Origin of the sequence: Pseudomonas sp. 18-147, from assembly GCF_051048045.1 — a bacterium.
GTDB lineage: Bacteria > Pseudomonadota > Gammaproteobacteria > Pseudomonadales > Pseudomonadaceae > Pseudomonas > Pseudomonas aeruginosa.
The window spans coordinates 2746916-2764161 of the sequence record NZ_CP182296.1 but is presented as its reverse complement, the minus strand read 5'-3'; the positions used below and the strand labels follow the sequence as shown (position 1 = coordinate 2764161).

Below are 17246 nucleotides of genomic sequence, written 5' to 3'. Positions count from 1 at the left end.
GGTCCTGCGACAACTCGTCCTATAATCGCCGGTCCGCAAGGGAGAAGACCAGCATGCCAGCCATCCAGATCAAGTCCCCCGCACTGACCCTCAAGGCCGGTCGCCGCGCCCTCGCCCGCATCCGCGAGCGCGGCCTGCAGCCGGCCGACGTCGGCATCGTCCCCGGTGCCGCCGGCGGGCCAAAGGCGCTGGGCATCCAGGGACTGGACCTGGCGATCTTCGGCGAGTGGCTGCCGCGCGCCCCGCGTGAACGCTCGCTGATCGGCGCCTCCATCGGTTCCTGGCGCTTCGCCAGTGCCTGCCTGCCCGACGCCGTGGCCGGCCTCACCCGCCTCGGCGAGCTGTACACCCGGCAGCGTTTTCCCAAGGGCGTGAGCATCGCCGAAGTCTCGCGCAAGTGCGCGGCGATGCTCGACGACCTGCTCGCCGGCCAGGACGCGCGGATCCTCGACAACCCGCTGTACCGCCTCAACGTGGTGGTGGTGAAGAGCCACGGGCGCCTCGCCCACGACCACAAGGCCAGCCTCGGCCTGGGGCTGTCCTCGGTGATCCGCGACAACCTGATCGGCCGCCGCCATCTGCACCGCCACTTCGAACGGGTGATCCTGCATGACGCCCGCCAGGCGCCGCCGCTGGCCGCGCTGACCGACTTCCCGTCGCGCTACCTGCACCTGGACGGCGGCAACCTGCGCCAGGCGCTGCTCGCCTCCGGCTCGATCCCGATGGTCATGGAAGGCGTCCGCGACCTGCCTGGCGCCGGCCCCGGCACCTACCGCGACGGCGGCCTGCTCGACTACCATCTCGACCTGCCCTACGAGGACCGCGGCGTGGTGCTCTACCCGCACTTCACCGACAAGGTGATCCCCGGCTGGTTCGACAAGGGCTTGCCCTGGCGCCGTGGCGACGCCGGGCGCCTGCAGGACGTGTTGCTTCTGGCGCCGTCGCGCGACTACCTGGCGCGCCTGCCGCACGCCAAGCTGCCGGACCGCAAGGACTTCACCCGCTACCTCGGCGACGACGACGGCCGCGAGCGCTACTGGCGCCAGGCGATGGCGGAAAGCCGCAGGCTCGGCGACGAATTCCTCGAACTGGTCGACGGCGGCCGGCTCGGCGAACGCCTGCAAGCGCTGGACTGAGCCGCCACCGACGAGAAGGATCCTGCATGAAACTGGCCGTAGCGCTGATCCACGGCATCGGCGACCAGCCCGATAGCCGCGACGAGGACGGTCTGCACAGCTACGCCCGCGAACTGGTGGCGGCGCTGCGCCGACGTCTCGGCGCGGAAGCCGGCGAGGTGGCCTTCCAGAGCCTGTACTGGGCCAGCGTACTGGACGCCCGCGAGCTGGCCTACCTCAAGCGCATCGAGCGCGAGCCGCTGGGCTGGCGCTGGCTGCGCCGGGCGGTGACGCTATTCCTCGGCGACGCCAGCGGCTACCGCAAGGTCAGCGCCGCCTACGACACCACCTACCAGCAGGTCCACCAGCACGTGCGCAGCGGGATCATGGCCCTGCGCGCGAAGGTCGGGCCGCAGACGCCGCTGGTGATCCTCGCCCACTCCCTGGGCGGGCACATCGTATCCAACTTCATCTGGGACCAGCAGAAGCTCAACCGCACGCCGAGTTGCTCGATCGACCCCTTCCTCGGCCTGGAAACCCTGGCCGGGCTGGTCACCTTCGGTTGCAACATCCCGCTGTTCACCTTCGCCTACGAGAAGGTCTGCCCGATCCGCTTTCCCGGCCACTGCCTGCCCCCGGCCATCCGCCAGCAGGCACGCTGGCTGAACGTCTACGCGCCGGCCGATCCGCTCGGCTATCCGCTGCGGCCGTTGCAGAACTACGCCGCGGTCGTCCACGAGGACCTCGCCCTGCCGGTCGGACCCTGGTACAAGCGGCACACCCCGTTGAGCCACATGGAGTACTGGAACGATGCGCGTTTTCACGATTACCTGGCGGACTACCTGCGCCGCCTGTTGGCTGCTGGCCTCGAGCCTGCCGGCGCTGGCCGCGCCCTCCCCGCAGGCGAGCCAGGAGATCGGCCGCTTGCTGAGCTTTGTTGAAGACAGCGGCTGCACCTTCATCCGCAACGGCAGCGAATACCCGGCCGCGGAAGCCCGCGCCCACCTGCAGAAGAAGCTCGACTACCTGGAGCGCAAGGACCTGGTCGCCAGCAGCGAGGACTTCATCGAGCGCGCCGCGACCCAGAGCAGCCTCAGCGGCAAGCCCTACCAGGTGCGCTGCGCCACGCAGACGCGCAACTCCGCCGACTGGCTGAACCAGGAGCTGCGGCGTCTGCGGCAAGCCCCCTGATCAACCGGGATGGCCGTCGACCCGCGGACGACACAGCATCGGCGCATAGAACCAGGCGAACAGCAGGAACGCCAAAGCCCACAGTCCGCCTGCCAGGGGCAGCGCCCAGTTCGCCGGCAACAGGCTGGGCAGGAACACCCGCGCCGCGCAGCCGAGATTGAGCAGAGCGAAAGCCCAGGGCATCGCTGCCGGCGGTTGCAGCGCGCGACCGGTATGGCCGAGAGTGACCCGTGCCAGCATCGCCAGGATCAACCCGCCCATGCCGCCCACCGCCAGCGCGTGCAGCGCCTGGCTCGGCGCCAGCGCCAGGCCCAGGCTCCAGAGCGCCATGCCAAGCGGCGCCACGGCGATCCAGAAATATGCCAGGTGCAGAGACCAGAGCAGCGGCACCTGCCAGATGCCGCGATCGCGCCAACGCCACAGACGCCACAGTTGCGCACCACCGAGGGCGGCGAACAGTCCTGCAAGCCAGGGCGTCGGCTGCGTCGTGACGCCCGCGGCGGTGAGCAGCGCCACCAGCACGCAGCCCAGCAGGATGCCATTGTCCAGCCAGGCGATCGCCGGCACCTGCTGCTGACGGCCGAGACCGCGCTGGGTGAAGAACGGGATCACCCGCCCGCCGATCAGGTTCATCATCCCGGCGATCAGCCATAGCGCGGCGATGGAGGCACGCCGTTGCCAGTCGTCGTTGCCCTCGAACAGGCCGAGCAGGACCAGGGCGTCGGCCAGGGTCAACAGCAGCAACAGGCCCACCACCGGGTAATTGCGCTTCTGCCGCACCCGCCACAGGCTGCGACCGATAGCCCAGGCCAATAGCGGCAGGAAGCTCAGTTGCAGCACCAGCAGCAGCGCCAGCGGCGCATCGAATAGCCAGGCCAGGCGCGCCGCCAGCCAGAGCCCGGCGAGCAGGGCCAGGGGTTTGCCCTGCAGGCCGGGTACGCCGGTCCAGGTCTGCACGGCGGTCAACAGGAAGCCGGCGATGATCGCCACGCCGAAACCGAAGAGCATTTCGTGACGATGCCAGGCCAGCCAGCCACCGACCGGTTGCCAGCCGCTCCAGAGCCCGGCCAGCGCCGCCAGCCAGAGCGCGATGGCGAGGACCGCGAACAGCGCGCCGCCGAGGAAGAACGGGCGGAAGCCCAGGCGCCAGATCGGCGGTATGGCCATCAGCCTGGAACGATCAAGCACTTGCACAGCAGACCTCCCAACCGGGTCGACGCATGCGGAACAGCGCGCTCAGGCGCATCACGTAGCCGATCTTCAACAGGGTCGGGCCGAGGATCACCAGCGCATGGGAAAACACCAGCGCCGGCATGTTCAGGTAGCGGTCGAGGAAATAGGCGGCGATCACGCCGGCGACGAGCAGCGCCAGGCCGGCCGCCAGCAGCCCGTGACCGATCCGCAGCACCCGCCGTGGACAATCGAACAGAGCGTTCATCTCGATCTCCTTTTTCCGAAAAAGGGCCGACGCACCTCGCGCCGGCCCGTCGCTTCAGGCGTCCAGCGCGGCGGCCGGACCGAAGAACTCGTAGTGGCATTGCTGCGAGGGTACGCCGAGGTCGGCCAGGTGGCGCTTGACCTGCGCCATGAAAGGCCGGGGTCCGAGGAAGTAGGCGTCCAGGTCGCGCTCCTGCGGCAACCAGTCGGCCAGTTTCTCGCGGCTCAGCAATCCCTCGGCGTCGGCACTGTCGCCGGCACGCGGTTCGCTGTAGCAGAAGAAGTGCTCGACCTGCTCGTGCTGCGCCGACACGTCTTCGATCCAGTCGCGGAAGGCATGCACGCCGCCATGCCGGGCGCAATGGATGAAGCGGATCGGCCGCGCCTGCGGCAGCGCTTCCTGCAACATGGCCAGGGCCGGGGTGATGCCGACGCCGGCGGTGATCAGCACCAGCGGCTTGTCGCTGTCACGCAGGACGAAATCGCCAGCCGGCGGAAACAGATCCAGCTCGTCGCCCTCGGCGACCCGGTCATGCAGGTAATTGGAGACCCGTCCACCCGCCTCGCGCTTGACGCTGATGCGGTATTCGCGGCCGTTGCTGGCAGCGGAAAGCGAATAGTTGCGGCGCACTTCCTCGCCGTCGATGTCCAGCCGCAGGCCGATGTACTGTCCCGGCTGGAACGCCAGCAGCGGCTGGCCGTCCACCGGCTCCAGGTAGAACGAGGTGATTTCCTCGCTCTCCGCCTGCTTGCGTGCCACGCGGAAGCGCCGCACGCCGCGCCAGCCGCCCTCGGCCTGGGCGCTGGCGGCATACACCGACTCCTCGGCCTCGATCAGCAGGTCGGCCAGTTGCTGGTAGGCCGCGCCCCAGGCTTCGAGGACTTCGTCGGTGGCGATCTGTTCGCCGAGGACCTCGCGGATCGCCCGCAACAGGCAAGTGCCGACGATCGGATAGTGTTCGGGCAGCACCTGCAGGGAGACATGCTTGTTCACCACCTTGGCCACCAGCGGGCCGAGTTCCTGCAACTGGTCGATGTGCCTGGCGTACATCAGCACGCCATTGGCCAGCGCCCGCGGCTGGTCGCCGCTGGCCTGGTGGGCCTGGTTGAACAGCGGGCGAACCTCGGGGTACTCGCCGAGCATGGTGCGGTAGAAATGGGTGATCAGCGCTTCACCGCCGGTCTCCAGCAGCGGTACGGTGGCTTTGATGAGGGCACGTTGGGCATTGGACAACATAGATGACTCCTGACGCATGCAAGGTTTTGTTTCACCTCGAAGCATTTCAGGAAGCGTGCCAAGGCAAACTACCAGAATTCACGGGCCTTGCAGGCCGGCATAGGTCATAATGACTGCAACCATTCAGAGTCATTAGGACTGCAAAGAGGTCGAAATGACCACCAACCCCTTGCTTGCCACCCTGATCCCGCTGGTTGCCGACCTGTCCCGCGACCTGCCGGAAGACGAACGCTACCGCCGCCTGCTCCAGGCCCTGCGCGACCTGCTGCCCTGCGACGCCACCGCGCTGCTGCGCCTGGACGGCGAATACCTGATCCCGCTGGCGGTGGACGGCCTCAGCCCGGACACCCTCGGCCGGCGCTTCCGGGTCGGCGAACATCCGCGCCTCGAGGCCCTCCTGGAGCGCCGCGGGCCGACCCGCTTCCCCGCCGACTGCGGCCTGCCCGATCCCTACGACGGTCTGGTGGAAGGCCTCCACGGCCACCTGGAAATCCATGATTGCCTGGGCTGTCCGCTGTACCTCGACGACCAGCCCTGGGGCTTGCTGACCCTGGATACCCTCGATCCGTCGCGCTTCGCCAGCGCCGACCTGGATACCCTGGAGGCCTTCGCCAGCCTCGCCGCCGCCACGGTCAAGGCCAGCGAGCGGATGCGCGACCTGACCCGCCGCGCCGAGGACGAGCACCAGCGCGCCGAGGCCTATCTCGAAGCCGCTGGCGAGCGGCCACGGGAAATGATCGGCCAGAGCGCCGCGCACAAGGCGCTGCTGGAAGAAATCCGCCTGGTCGCCAACAGCGACCTGAGCGTACTGATCACCGGCGAGACCGGGGTCGGCAAGGAACTGGTGGCGCAATCCATCCACCGGCATTCCATGCGCAGCGGCAAGCCGATGATCAGTCTCAACTGCGCCGCGCTGCCCGAGACCCTGGTGGAAAGCGAATTGTTCGGCCATGTGCGCGGCGCCTTCTCCGGCGCGGTCAACGAACGGCGCGGCAAGTTCGAACTGGCCGACGGCGGCAGCCTGTTCCTCGACGAGGTCGGCGAGTTGCCGCTGGCGGTGCAGGCCAAGCTGCTCCGCGTGCTGCAGAGCGGGCAGTTGCAGCGGGTCGGCTCCGATCGCGAGCACCGCGTCGACGTACGCCTGATCGCAGCCACCAACCGCGACCTGGCCGAGGAAGTGCGTGCCGGGCGCTTCCGCGCCGATCTCTACCATCGCCTCAGCGTCTATCCCTTGCGCGTGCCGCCGCTGCGCGAGCGCGGCCGCGATATCCTCCTGCTGGCCGGCTACTTCCTCGAGGAAAACCGACCGCGCCTGGGACTGCGCAGCCTGCGCCTGGACCACGAGGCCCAGGCCGCGCTCCTCGACTATCGCTGGCCGGGCAACGTGCGCGAACTCGAGCACCTGGTCGGCCGCGCCTCGCTCAAGGCCCTCGGCCACAATCCGGAGCGGTCGCGGATCGTCACCCTGCATCGGCAGGATCTCGACCTGCCCGCGGAAACCCCCGCGCCACCTCGCAGCGTGGTCGAGCCCGCGCCCGCCGCGCCAACGACCGGTCACTCGTTGCGCGCGGCCACCGACGCCTACCAACGCCGCCTGATCCAGGACTGCCTGGCCCGCCACCAGGGAAGCTGGGCCTCGGCTGCACGCGAGCTGGGCCTGGATCGCGCCAACCTGGCGCGCCTGGCGCGCCGCCTGCAACTCAGGTAAACGACCGCCCGGTCGGAGCAGACCGGGTCCGGCGCGCAAACCTGCTACCATGGCGCCCCCATTCCGGTTGTCCGATAACCCCGATCCAGAGCGCACTACAGTGGAACTCTTCAAAGAATTCACCTTCGAATCCGCCCATCGCCTGCCCCACGTCCCCGAAGGCCACAAATGCGGGCGCCTGCACGGCCACTCGTTCCGTGTCGCCATCCACATCGAAGGTGAGGTCGATCCGCATACCGGCTGGATCCGCGACTTCGCGGAAATCAAGGCGATCTTCAAGCCGATCTACGAGCAACTCGACCACAATTATCTGAACGATATTCCAGGCCTGGAAAACCCCACCAGCGAAAACCTCTGCCGCTGGATCTGGCAACAACTCAAGCCGCTGTTGCCGGAACTCTCCAAGGTCCGCGTCCACGAAACTTGCACCAGCGGTTGCGAATATCGGGGCGATTGATTCGCCCGACTCTCCCCTGGCGCTTCGCCATCTGCTCTAAAACGGGCTTCCACACAACGGGCCCGTTCTGCCGTCTCTCTCCCATGGGTTGTACGAAGCATTATCCCCACGGACATAAAGGTTTCATATTCTTCCGGGAAACATCCGGCAAGCTGTCCCTACAGTCCGTTAGTCAATAAAACCGTGTAACTATATTGTTCTTCCAGTAGATAAAGACTTATCCTTTGCCGCGGACACGGAAAGTCCGTAAAGCCACTATAAATGCACCAAAACCCAGCACCATATTTTTAGAACGGGAGTGAAACGAATGTCCAAACTTGCCGAGTTCCGCGAGGCAGAGCGCAAACTTCAGGAGCAACTGGCCCTGCTGGAAAAGCTGAAAAGCGACAGCAGCCTGAAGCAGGAACTGGAATTCAAGGACAAGTTGCAGGCGTTGATGGACAAGTACGGCATGACCCTGCACAACATCATCGCCATCCTCGACCCCAAGGCTCCGGTCACCGTCAGCGCCGCTCCGCAGCGCCGTGCCCGCGCCCTGAAGGTCTACAAGAACCCGAACAACGGTGAAGTCGTCGAAACCAAGGGCGGCAACCACAAGGTTCTGAAAGCCTGGAAAGAACAGTACGGTTCCGAAACCGTCGAATCCTGGCTGCAACGCTAAGCCGGTTTTCCCGACGGCATCCTGCCGATGCCGTCGGAAACCCCACTGGCTACTTTCGCTCCCCTCCTCGCCAGATCAATTCTGCGACTTCGATTCGCAAGCGCTCCTGATCTTCTGCGCCGCCAGGTTGTTCTCCACCCCCGGCAGGTTCTCCAGCAGACACTCGTAATAAGCCTTTTCCCGCGACAGCAGGAAGGAGCCGTCGTTATACAACTTGTCGCAGGCCTGGGTGATGAAGTGAACCGCCACCCCGCTCTTCGCCGTGCGTTGGTAGTCGAGTATGCATTGGTCGTAGTCCTTGTCGTCGGCGAGAGCGGAAAGCGGGAATAACAGCAGCAGGGGCAGCAGGAACTTCATGGCAATGGTATCCATGGGAAAGTTGTGCTCCAGCATGGACGAGCCGGCTCGGAGTGCCAAGCCGACCATGAAGTAAAATTTTGCACTTGTTTACAGGCCGGACCAGACTGGCCGTTCTTCGCTGCGCGAATGCGACAGTGGCGGGCCGGAGAGCCGAATCGCAGGCGTCCCGAGCGGATTCGGTTTCCCGGCCGCCTGGCGGCAACTCGCTCCATCGACGGGCGCCGACCTCTAGCCGAACTCTTCCGGCAAACGGGTGCTGCCCGTTCCGCATCCGCTTCAATAGGCCGCTACGAACAGGAACGGCAATTGTAGATTGAGCATGGGCGACAACATATTGTTCAGTTCCAGAAACTCCACCGATACTTGTCGCTGCTCCGCTTCTATATCCTGCAACAACCGACTGAACGAGGCTGGCGGCAACTGCCCGCGAACCTGGGCCTCGATACGCGCGATCGTCCCTTGCTTCTCGAAGCCGCGAGGAAGCAGTACGCTCACTTCCGCGTCAGGGACGCCCGCCAGGCGAACCCGCTCGGTCAGCCAGGCCTGCACATCGGCCCTCGCCTGCGACGCATTCGGCGCCTGCCAGAAGCGCTCTCGCTGAAGGTTGAGGACCTGCTCCGCCTGCATCGCCCGCTCCGGCCAGGCGGTCTGCCGGGAAACGTCCTGGAGCTTGAGCCATTCCCCGGCCAGACGACGATATTCCTCCCCTCGTTCCTCCCTCCAATCCATGCTGAGCATGACCAGATGCACAACCAGCAGCAGGCACAGGCTCCAGATGGCCATGCGCAAGAGTGGTTTTTCCTGCCATTGTCGTTGCAGGTTCCGCCCCTGGAACTGCAGTGATCGCTGGAAGTCCGACATCAGGCACCCTCCCCCGGCGTACGCAGGACCAGGCTCAGCGATAGCCCCTCGCTCTGCGAAGGTTCCACCCTGACATCGTCGAAACTCCCCGACTCCATGAAACGCCTCACATAGAGACACGGGTCGACACTGTCGGTGCCAATCCGCAACTCCAGCTCGGAGCCTCGATAGCGCCAGGCGAGCAACCGACTGTCCTTCGGCAACAGTTCCGCTACCTGTCCCAGCAGCGCCACCTGCGAGCGATGCTGCAAAGCGCGCCCCAGCTCCGTGGCCATCCGATTGGTCTGCAAGGCCTGGTTGCGTGCGCTGAGGATCGGCGAGACCTGGCCGCTCAGTTGGTCGTACTGCGTTCGCAGCGCACGCTCGGCCCACCACCAGGACAAACCTTCCCCCAGATTGAATCCGCATCCCAGCAACAGGGTGGCTATGAGCCCATGCGGCAACCAACGCTCCCATCGCAGCAGCGTTGCTTCCGCCGCCGGAACGGCCCAGGGACGGCCCAGTGACTCTCCAGGCTCGGCAACCAGGCTCTCCGGGATGCGTATTCCCGCCAGCCCCCGGAGCAACCGAACCCATTGTTCTGGCTGGGGTGGGCTGGGAAAGAAATGGCTCAGGACAAGGCAGTCATCTCTCCAGACCTGGAGATCCAGCCCGGAGCGAACCCGAAGCAGCCGAACCGTCTCGCCTTCCGCGATCGACCGAGGGGGAGCCTGCAGCAGGGATTCGGGGATACAGCGATAACGCCGAGGTTGGTCGACGCAGTCTTCGGCAACGGCCTCCCGGACCTCCTCATCCCAGAACCAGACCAGAGCATGGCCACCCCGCCAGGCTACGTAATGGCCCGCGCGGCGAAAAGGCGCCAGGGCGGCAAGCTTCAACGCCAGTGCCTGATACCGGTCAGAGCGCGGCACATGATTGAGATCGAGACAGCGATAGACACACCACGCCCGATCCACGATCCACTGCGCTGGGGCGCGCCGCGCCAACCCTGTACCTCTACGTACCCACTCAAGCTGCGCCCGGCCATCCTTACCACGGCCTTGCCACAAGCGGGGCGGCAAGAACCCCGGGGGCGATATCGGGATGCAGCGGAGGATTCGAGTAGCGATCATTTATCTTCACGGACCTCTTCGAGAGAAGCTGCCAGGGTGGCAGCAGGCGGTGCTCTGAGTTGAAGCGGACCTCGTATTCCGTCCCCTGCTCGGCTCCTGGCGGGTAGAGCCGAATCGACAGGACCGGACTGGCCAGGCGCGCCCATCCATCCTCGGGAACCAGCCTCGCATGACCCCCGAGGATGTCATGCAGGTCCGACATCCGGGTGAACGGACGCTGCCAGCGGGCTTGCAGCAGTCGGCCGACAGCGTCCTCCGGTAGTCCCCAGGCAAGAGACAGGATTCGGGCATCCGCAGTGTTGATGTTCAGCGCCGCCTCGTCCGCCGCAACCAGATCGCGCCAACCGGCGTCGAGCAAATGCGCTTCCCAGGGGCGCCAGGCCTCCAGCCGGAAGACTTCCATCACCGAGCGCAACGGACGGCGCCGGGCCTGGCCCGGAGAGGACCTGTCGCTGGCTTGCGCGGCACTACCCAGTCGTGGAGCGGCGCCGGGATAGAGATAGCTGAACCATTGGGCGACCATGACCTGCACCTGCTCGGCGGGAACCCCCAACCCCGCCAGCAGCCTGGACAGTACCCGCGGATCGATGCCGGAAAGACTGAGGCGCGCAGAGCGATCGAGCAGCGCAACGCACCAGCCATTGGCCATGCAGAACTCCCGGCCATCCAGAGGCAGCTCCCCGCCAATGGGCAGGATCGAAGTGTCCATGTCCACCTTGCTCGGCGCGGCGCCAGCATTTCCCGGTACGCTCAGGCCCGCGACGGTATAGCGCTGGGTAGCCACCAGCCATTGGACCCGCGCCAGCAAGGCATGCTCCTCCAGCTCACGAAGCAGCACCTTGCGCCGGTTTTCCGTGGCATCCAGCGAGCGCCCGACCCAGAGTACAGCGGCACTGGCCAGCAGGGTCATGATGGCCAGGAACCAGACCACTCCGACCAGAACGAAGCCAGACGAGCGGGCAGACGCCGCATGTCGGCGTGCGCCATCAGAAATCATGTTCGGCGGGCCTCGCTCTGGGCAGTGCGACCGCGACAAGGACAAACAGACGCTCCTCGGGAGCCGCCAGTGCCATCGCCTCGGGAAGGGTATCGGCCAGTTGCGCGCTCGGCGGCCAGTCCCGGTGCCACTGGCCGTGACCGTCCAGATAGCGGAAGCGAGCTTCGCCGCGCAGATGCAGGAGGGGCCAGCGACTGTCCTCCAGCCTTCGCACATAGATCAACTCGGTCCGGTCCTCTCCTGCCCGCCGCTCAAGCCGGAAGGCCAAGGGCGTCGGGATGCCCGCACGGCGATCCAGGGCCGCGGCAGACATGGCCTCGAAACTGAGTTCGTCCCCTCGCAGACGCCAGCGGACCTCGCCAGCCTCGGGAGCGACCAGGTTCTCCATCGCATCACGGAACCAATCGAAGGTCAGCGCCCGGACCTGTCCGCGCCCCAGGCTCTGGTGCAAGGACTGGTTGGCCTTGCTGGCATAGCTCAACCCTTGCATGAGCAACGTGCCGATGAAGGAAACGACCAGCAGCACCACGATCATCTCGAGCAGGGTGAATGCACCCTGTTTTCGTCGCGAGCGGATCATGGTCCATCACCCAGTCGCGCTGGGATGACCACGTACCCGGGAAGCTCCAGTTGCAGCGTCTGCGGCGTTCCATCGCCGGCCCGGATGCTGGCGACGACCCTGAACAAGGTCACGTCGTAGATGCCCGGACTGCCGCTATGGCGGCCCACCGCCGCTTTCGACGCGGACAGCGGCGAACTTCGCCACTCCAGCCGGTAATGCCCCAGCCGGGCCCTGCCTGCGGGTTCGAGCGCAGGGTTCATGCGCTCCAGATAGGCCATCGCCACCCGGGCCGTCTCGATGCGCAGCTCGGCCGCCTCGACCCGCTGCATGCTCCGAAAGGCACTGTTGAGCCAGGCGAATAGCGCACCGCCGACCACTGCCAGGAGCGTCAGCGCAACCACCGCCTCCAGGAGCGTGAAGCCTTCCTGCCGCGCCGGCATCAGCGGATCGTCCCGGGCGCGCAGAGGGGTGGCTGAAGCAGCAGCGTATGTGTCGCGCGCCCATGATGGACCTGCAACTTTCCGCCCAGGCAAACTCCGTTTGCCATGTAACGTATCGGCGGCCGAGCAGTAACCGTCCAGCCATCGGGCAGTCGCAGCAACTGCTCGGGAACCGCCCCGCTCTCACCAATGAGCAGCTCCCGCCCATCGCTGCGCACGCGATAGCCCAAGGTCTGCAATTGATTGAACAGATCGTCCAGCGCGGTCCTGCGCGCCCAGGTCTCCTGCATCCTCACCAGGCCGGGCAACGCCACCGCAGCAATGGCCCCGACGATCACCAGCACCACCAGCAGTTCGAGCAAGGTGAACGCGGCCTGGTCAACGTTTGGGCGCGTAACCGACATCGGCATCCAGGCCTTTCCCACCGGGCTGCCCATCCGCGCCCTGGCTGTAGAGAGTGAAGGGTTGTTCGGCACTCGGCCTGTCGCTGTACAGGTAAGGCCGGTTCCAGGGGTCCAGCGGTACGCCGCCCTCGAGGTAGGGCCCGTGCCAGAAGGCCCCGAGACGTTCATCGGAAGGCGGCGTGTTGAGTAGCGCCAGGCCTTCTTCTTCGGTCGGCAGCCGGCCGATGTCCAGGCGCATGGTGAGCAACGCGCCCTTGAGCATCTTCACCTGGGTATCCGCCGTCTGCGCCTTCGCCTTGTCGGCCTGATTGAACAGTCGCGGCCCGACGAGCCCCATCAGCATGCCGATAATCACCAACACCACAATCATCTCGAGCAGGGTGAAGCCCTGTTGTGCAGCTCTGTTCATACGGTTTCCACTTCACGTCTCATCCAACCAGCCGCGGCATCGATACCCGGCATTCAAAGCACCATGTCGTTGGCGCTGGTAATCGCCAGTACCACGCCGGTAATGATCAGGCCGAACACAGAGCCGATCAGCAGGATCGCCAAAGGCTCGATCAGTACCAGGGCCTTTTTCATTCGCGCCTGCCCGGCCTCTCCATAGAGCGTCGCCAGGCTCTGCAGCATCTCCGCGAGCTGCCCGGAAGCCTCTCCAACCCGCACCAGGCTCGAACCGATGGACGTGACCGCCTGGCGCTCCTCCAACGCTGCCGACAAGGCGATGCCGGCCCGCACATCCTGGGTGACTCGCTCCAGGGTCCGGCGCTGCCGGGCAATGCGGACGCCAGCGGCGGAAAGCAGCAGGGCCTCCACCAGCGGCACACGATTTCCCAGCAGGGTTCCAAGCACCTTCGACCATTGCGCTATTTCCGCCTGCATCAACCATTCCCCGACTACGGGCAGGCGCACCAACTGGTCGAGCGCATGGGCGCGGAGCGCCGGATTGCGCAGCGCCACGGCGATGCCGCCAGCAAGCAGCAGGACGGCGAACGCCAGCAAGCCGGAACTCTCGTTGCTCCATACCCCGATGCTCAGCACTGCCCAGGCAAGCCACGGGAGCTGGGCGGTCTCGTTCAGGAGATTGGCGAATTTCGGAACGACGAAGACGAACAGGGTCGCCACGGCGAGCACCCCGCTGAGCACCAGAATCGCAGGGTAGATCAGCGCCCCTTGCAACTCGGCGCGGGTTCGCCATTCGTATTCCATCTGCGTGGCACAGTCCCTCAAGGCTCCTGCGAGGTTTCCGGTCATCTCGCCGGCCGCCACCAGTTGATATACATAGCGCGGCAAGTCGAGGCCGGCGCTCTCCAGCACCACGGGAAAGGATTGCCCCTGGCGCAGGCCATTGGCCATCGCCTGCAGGGCGGTAATCAACTTCGGGTGGCGCGCGCCTCGCTCCTGAGCCTCCACCGCGTCGGCCATGCTCACTCCCGCCGCGAGCATGGTGGCCAGCTCGTGGATGGCCATGTTCAATTCCTCGGCCTTGAGCCGACGTCGCGAGCCCAGGTTGCGGCGTTTCACCTCCAGGCTGAGCGGGGTGAGCCCCTGGCGCTGCAACTGCCGCAGCGCATCCTGGCGCGTGGGGAGGCAGAGTTCGCCACGAACGCGCCTGCCCTTGCGATCGACGGCCTGGTAGATGAAATTCATGGGCTTAGCCGCTGGTCACGCGATGCACCTCGTCAAGACTGGTCATACCCAACCAGGCCTTGATCAAGCCATCTTCACGCAGATTGCGCTGTCCCTGGCTGGCGGCAAGCCGATGCATCTGTTCGAGGGAAGCTCTCTGCACGATCAGGTCGCGCATCTCGGAAGACAGATCGACGAGTTCGTAGATGCCCACACGGCCGCTGTAGCCGGTACCTTCGCAGCGGCCGCAGCCTCGCGCCACGCGCCATTGCGCTGCCTGCCCCGGGAACAGCCGCGCGGTGGCCGCCTGGGTCGCTGCCAGATCGGCCGCAGCAAGGGTTGGCTCGCAAGGTTCCGCGCAGTGGGCGCACAACCTGCGCACCAGTCGCTGGGCCTGGACACCGCGCACCGGCGAAGCCACCAGGAAGGGTTCCACGCCCATGTCGATCAAACGCGTGAAGGCGCTCACCGCATCGTTGGTATGCAGGGTCGAAAGCACCAGGTGACCGGTGAGCGAGGACTGTACGGCGATCTCCGCCGTCTCCAGGTCGCGTATCTCCCCGATCATGATCACATCGGGATCCTGCCGCAGGATCGAGCGCAAGGCGGCAGCGAAGGTCAGGCCGATGTCGGCATGGACCTGGACCTGGGTGATATTGGGCACCTGGTATTCCACGGGATCTTCCACGCTGATGAGCTTGCGCACGCCATCATTGATTTCCTCCAGCGCGCCATAGAGCGTGGTGGACTTGCCCGATCCGGTGGGGCCGGTCACCAGGATGATGCCGTGGGGTTCCGCTACCCATGCACGCATCCTCCGCAAGTGGTCCGGGAGCATCCCGAGCCGGTCCAGGCGCAACCCCTCGCGCTCCTTCGGCAACAGGCGCATGACCACCGATTCGCCATGCACCCCTGGCAAGGTGGAGACCCGCACGTCGAGCTCCGTACCGCTGACCCGGATGCTCATGCGTCCATCCTGCGGCAACCGTCGCTCCGCGATGTCGATGGCGGAGATCAGCTTGATCCGCGAGACGACCGCCGCGAATCGCTCGCGGGGAAGGCTCAGTTGGTCGTGCAGGACGCCGTCGACGCGGAAGCGGATACGGAAGTCGAACTCCCGGGGTTCGATGTGAATATCCGAAGAACGCTTTTCCATGGCCTGGCTCATCACGTTGTTGACGAGTTCGACTACCGGCGCCTCCTCCGCCAACTCCCGCAGGTAGCGGATGTCTTCGCTGCCGTAGGCGTGCCGATCCGCACCTTGCCGGGCCAGGTCCAGGGAGTGCTCCAACCAGCCGTCCAGATCCTGGGAGCGGCACAGCACTGCTTGAATCGAGCGCTCCGGATAGAAATAGCCCAGGGTTTCGCGTATCGAAGGAGATAACGGATCACGCGCCGCGAACAGCAGTTGCTCGCCCTCCTCCCAGACCACCAGTTGCTCTTCGACGAACCAGTCGGTATTGATCGGGGTACTGAGCAGGAATGCGGCGATGGACTCTTCGCTCGGCTTCCGCAGGTCGTCCCCCACCAGCGGCAACCGCAGTTGCTCCGCCAGCACCTGCATGAGGGTATTTTCCGAGATGGCTCCGGAACGCACGAGAATGCCTCCCAGACGGCCGCCAAGCCGGCGTTGCAGGTCGAGCGCCCGCTCGAGTTCCTGGCCGCTCACCAACCCGCGTTCGAGCAAACGCTGCCCCAGCGGTATCCACTCGGCCGTCATCTGCGGGCCCGGGGAAACGGCCTCAGAGGACATCTGCAAAACCTTCCTGAACCCGACGGAACCAGAGGAAGCCCGATGAACAGACCAGCAGAGACGCAACGCAATAAACGCTGAAGACCCCAAGGGTCGGATAGGGAGCATCGAAAAGGATCGCCCTGACCATTTCCACCGGGATCGTCAGCGGATTGAGGTACAGGTAGGGCTGCATTACCGGTGGCAAGGAAGACAGCGGATAGAACACCGGGCTGATGAATAGCAGAAGCACCAGGAGAAACTGGACGAACTGCCCTATGTCGCGAACATAGACCCCGAGCCCCGCGAGGAACCACGCCAGCCCCGTCACGCAGAGCAGGAAGGGGAGCAGGGCAAGCGGTAGCAGAACCAGTTGCCAGCCTGGCTCGACGCCGCTGAAGAGAAGAAAGATACAGAGCACCAGGTAGCCGAGCATGGCGTTGAAGAAAGCGGCCAGCAGCGGTGTGAGGGGGAGTATCTCCAGGGGAAAAACCAGCTTCTTCACGTAGTTGGCGTTGGCCTGGATGATAGTCGGGGCCCTGGACAGGCTTTCAGCGAGGATCCCGTTCAGCAGGAGTCCGGAAAACAGGGTCAAGGCGAAGGAGAGCGTGCTCTGGCTTCCACCCCAGCGCGACTTCAGCACGAAGCCGAAGACAAACGTATAGATCAGCAAGAGCAGGAACGGCGAGACGATGATCCAGATGCGGCCCAACATGGCGTCGCGATAACGCAGTTCGACCTCGCGCCGGGTCATGACCAGCAGGAGCCTGATGCGACTGGCGAGACTGGCCGGTACCAAGAGGGAACCACTCACAGAAAAACTCTCCACGGCGAAGAAGAACAGAACCCGCTAACCATGAAGGATCGAAGCGAGCGGGGCCATCAGCCCCCACTACTTCTGGCGTAAGGTTTTTCTGATTCAAGAAGAGCCTTCAGAAGGCCGGAGCAAGCCGGCACTCTCGCCAACTCGATCTCCCATCGGCTCCGTACCTGCTGGAAAGCACGTGGGTAACCCCGACAATGGCAACGGCTCTCAAGGTGAGGGGCCGGACTGCGCGGAGTGCACCCTCGATTCAGCAGCCAGCGGCAGGGAAACCGGGACGAAAGCAAGACTCATCCTGCAATCGGGGCGATTTCTTCATAGCGCTGGAAAACCTCGCTCAGTGAAACGAAAGCACGCACTGAGCGCCCCGTACGCCAGGAACTGGCAACCTGCACGCCGACCCGGCCTGGGGCGGCATGGCGAGTTCGACGAATACGACTCGGCGCACCACCTGCCCCCTGTGCCCGCGCTCAAGCGACGCCGCGGCTGCCAAGGGGTTGCAGCGACCTGCGTAGACGGC

20 protein-coding genes are annotated in these 17246 nt (G+C 65.3%); 6 read left to right on the top strand and 14 right to left on the bottom strand.

Annotated elements, in window-relative coordinates; translation table 11 throughout:
* The first annotated feature begins 53 nt into the window (after positions 1-53).
* From ACM0M4_RS13295 to ACM0M4_RS13285, 3 genes are read left to right on the top strand one after another with little or no spacing between them, the layout of a single operon-like run.
* Positions 54-1136: a hypothetical protein gene (locus ACM0M4_RS13295; RefSeq protein WP_054376132.1), complete on the top strand. Its 1083-nt coding sequence runs from the start codon at positions 54-56 to the stop codon at positions 1134-1136.
* 26 nt (positions 1137-1162) lie between these two features.
* Positions 1163-2056, top strand: coding sequence for a hypothetical protein (locus tag ACM0M4_RS13290; protein WP_003115327.1), 894 nt, complete (start codon positions 1163-1165; stop codon positions 2054-2056).
* Positions 2040-2306: a DUF5329 domain-containing protein gene (locus tag ACM0M4_RS13285; RefSeq protein WP_003115326.1), complete on the top strand. Its 267-nt coding sequence runs from the start codon at positions 2040-2042 to the stop codon at positions 2304-2306. The genes ACM0M4_RS13290 and ACM0M4_RS13285 overlap by 17 nt, the downstream gene beginning before the upstream one ends.
* Here ACM0M4_RS13285 and ACM0M4_RS13280 read toward each other — a convergent pair whose 3' ends face one another.
* Genes ACM0M4_RS13280 through hmpA form a run of 3 tightly spaced genes read right to left on the bottom strand, consistent with a single transcriptional unit; the run spans position 2307 to position 4980 of the window.
* A complete protein-coding gene (locus tag ACM0M4_RS13280; protein WP_003122598.1) occupies positions 2307-3500 on the bottom strand; it encodes an NnrS family protein in 1194 nt (397 codons plus the stop codon). It abuts the gene before it with no gap.
* Complete coding sequence (ppyR, locus tag ACM0M4_RS13275) at positions 3487-3744, bottom strand: psl/pyoverdine operon transcriptional regulator PpyR (protein WP_003090502.1); 258 nt, start codon at positions 3742-3744, stop codon at positions 3487-3489. The genes ACM0M4_RS13280 and ppyR overlap by 14 nt, the downstream gene beginning before the upstream one ends.
* Before the next feature lie 54 nt (positions 3745-3798).
* Positions 3799-4980, bottom strand: a complete 1182-nt coding sequence (gene hmpA, locus ACM0M4_RS13270) for an NO-inducible flavohemoprotein (protein ID WP_003097711.1) — start codon at positions 4978-4980, stop codon at positions 3799-3801.
* 154 nt (positions 4981-5134) lie between these two features.
* Here hmpA and norR point away from each other — a divergent pair, with 154 nt between their 5' ends.
* The 3 genes from norR to mvaU all read left to right on the top strand — a co-directional run bounded on the left by norR (position 5135) and on the right by mvaU (position 7806).
* A complete protein-coding gene (gene norR / locus ACM0M4_RS13265) occupies positions 5135-6688 on the top strand; it encodes a nitric oxide reductase transcriptional regulator NorR (RefSeq protein WP_003113388.1) in 1554 nt (517 codons plus the stop codon).
* 100 nt (positions 6689-6788) lie between these two features.
* A complete protein-coding gene (gene queD, locus ACM0M4_RS13260) occupies positions 6789-7145 on the top strand; it encodes a 6-carboxytetrahydropterin synthase QueD (protein WP_003090505.1) in 357 nt (118 codons plus the stop codon).
* Positions 7146-7452: 307 nt separating this feature from the next.
* Positions 7453-7806, top strand: coding sequence for a histone-like nucleoid-structuring protein MvaU (gene mvaU, locus ACM0M4_RS13255; RefSeq protein ID WP_003090506.1), 354 nt, complete (start codon positions 7453-7455; stop codon positions 7804-7806).
* A 75-nt stretch (positions 7807-7881) separates the two neighbouring features.
* On the opposite strand, the gene ACM0M4_RS13250 is transcribed toward mvaU, so the two are convergent.
* The 11 genes from ACM0M4_RS13250 to ACM0M4_RS13200 all read right to left on the bottom strand — a co-directional run bounded on the left by ACM0M4_RS13250 (position 7882) and on the right by ACM0M4_RS13200 (position 16717).
* Positions 7882-8178, bottom strand: a complete 297-nt coding sequence (locus tag ACM0M4_RS13250; RefSeq protein WP_003097713.1) for a VF_A0006 family four-cysteine protein — start codon at positions 8176-8178, stop codon at positions 7882-7884.
* 264 nt (positions 8179-8442) lie between these two features.
* Complete coding sequence (locus tag ACM0M4_RS13245) at positions 8443-9027, bottom strand: GspMb/PilO family protein (protein ID WP_054376131.1); 585 nt, start codon at positions 9025-9027, stop codon at positions 8443-8445.
* Complete coding sequence (locus ACM0M4_RS13240) at positions 9027-9410, bottom strand: hypothetical protein (RefSeq protein WP_181883751.1); 384 nt, start codon at positions 9408-9410, stop codon at positions 9027-9029. The genes ACM0M4_RS13245 and ACM0M4_RS13240 overlap by 1 nt, the downstream gene beginning before the upstream one ends.
* A gap of 646 nt (positions 9411-10056) precedes the next feature.
* Positions 10057-11136, bottom strand: a complete 1080-nt coding sequence (locus ACM0M4_RS13235) for a general secretion pathway protein GspK (RefSeq protein ID WP_003097718.1) — start codon at positions 11134-11136, stop codon at positions 10057-10059.
* Positions 11126-11716: a PulJ/GspJ family protein gene (locus ACM0M4_RS13230; RefSeq protein ID WP_054376129.1), complete on the bottom strand. Its 591-nt coding sequence runs from the start codon at positions 11714-11716 to the stop codon at positions 11126-11128. The genes ACM0M4_RS13235 and ACM0M4_RS13230 overlap by 11 nt, the downstream gene beginning before the upstream one ends.
* Positions 11713-12138 carry a PulJ/GspJ family protein gene (locus ACM0M4_RS13225; RefSeq protein WP_003116709.1) on the bottom strand — a complete coding sequence of 142 codons (426 nt, stop codon included), beginning with the start codon at positions 12136-12138 and terminating at the stop codon, positions 11713-11715. The genes ACM0M4_RS13230 and ACM0M4_RS13225 overlap by 4 nt, the downstream gene beginning before the upstream one ends.
* Positions 12138-12548: a prepilin-type N-terminal cleavage/methylation domain-containing protein gene (locus tag ACM0M4_RS13220; RefSeq protein WP_003097723.1), complete on the bottom strand. Its 411-nt coding sequence runs from the start codon at positions 12546-12548 to the stop codon at positions 12138-12140. The genes ACM0M4_RS13225 and ACM0M4_RS13220 overlap by 1 nt, the downstream gene beginning before the upstream one ends.
* On the bottom strand, positions 12517-12951 hold the full coding sequence (gene gspG, locus ACM0M4_RS13215) for a type II secretion system major pseudopilin GspG (protein WP_003110089.1): 435 nt from the start codon (positions 12949-12951) through the stop codon (positions 12517-12519). The genes ACM0M4_RS13220 and gspG overlap by 32 nt, the downstream gene beginning before the upstream one ends.
* 53 nt (positions 12952-13004) lie before the next feature.
* A complete protein-coding gene (locus tag ACM0M4_RS13210; protein WP_034025297.1) occupies positions 13005-14192 on the bottom strand; it encodes a type II secretion system F family protein in 1188 nt (395 codons plus the stop codon).
* A gap of 4 nt (positions 14193-14196) precedes the next feature.
* The gene (locus ACM0M4_RS13205) at positions 14197-15924 is read right to left on the bottom strand and encodes a GspE/PulE family protein (RefSeq protein WP_003122595.1); all 1728 of its coding nucleotides are present in this window, start codon (positions 15922-15924) and stop codon (positions 14197-14199) included.
* Complete coding sequence (locus ACM0M4_RS13200; protein WP_003097732.1) at positions 15914-16717, bottom strand: ABC transporter permease; 804 nt, start codon at positions 16715-16717, stop codon at positions 15914-15916. The genes ACM0M4_RS13205 and ACM0M4_RS13200 overlap by 11 nt, the downstream gene beginning before the upstream one ends.
* Positions 16718-17246: the final 529 nt, after the last annotated feature.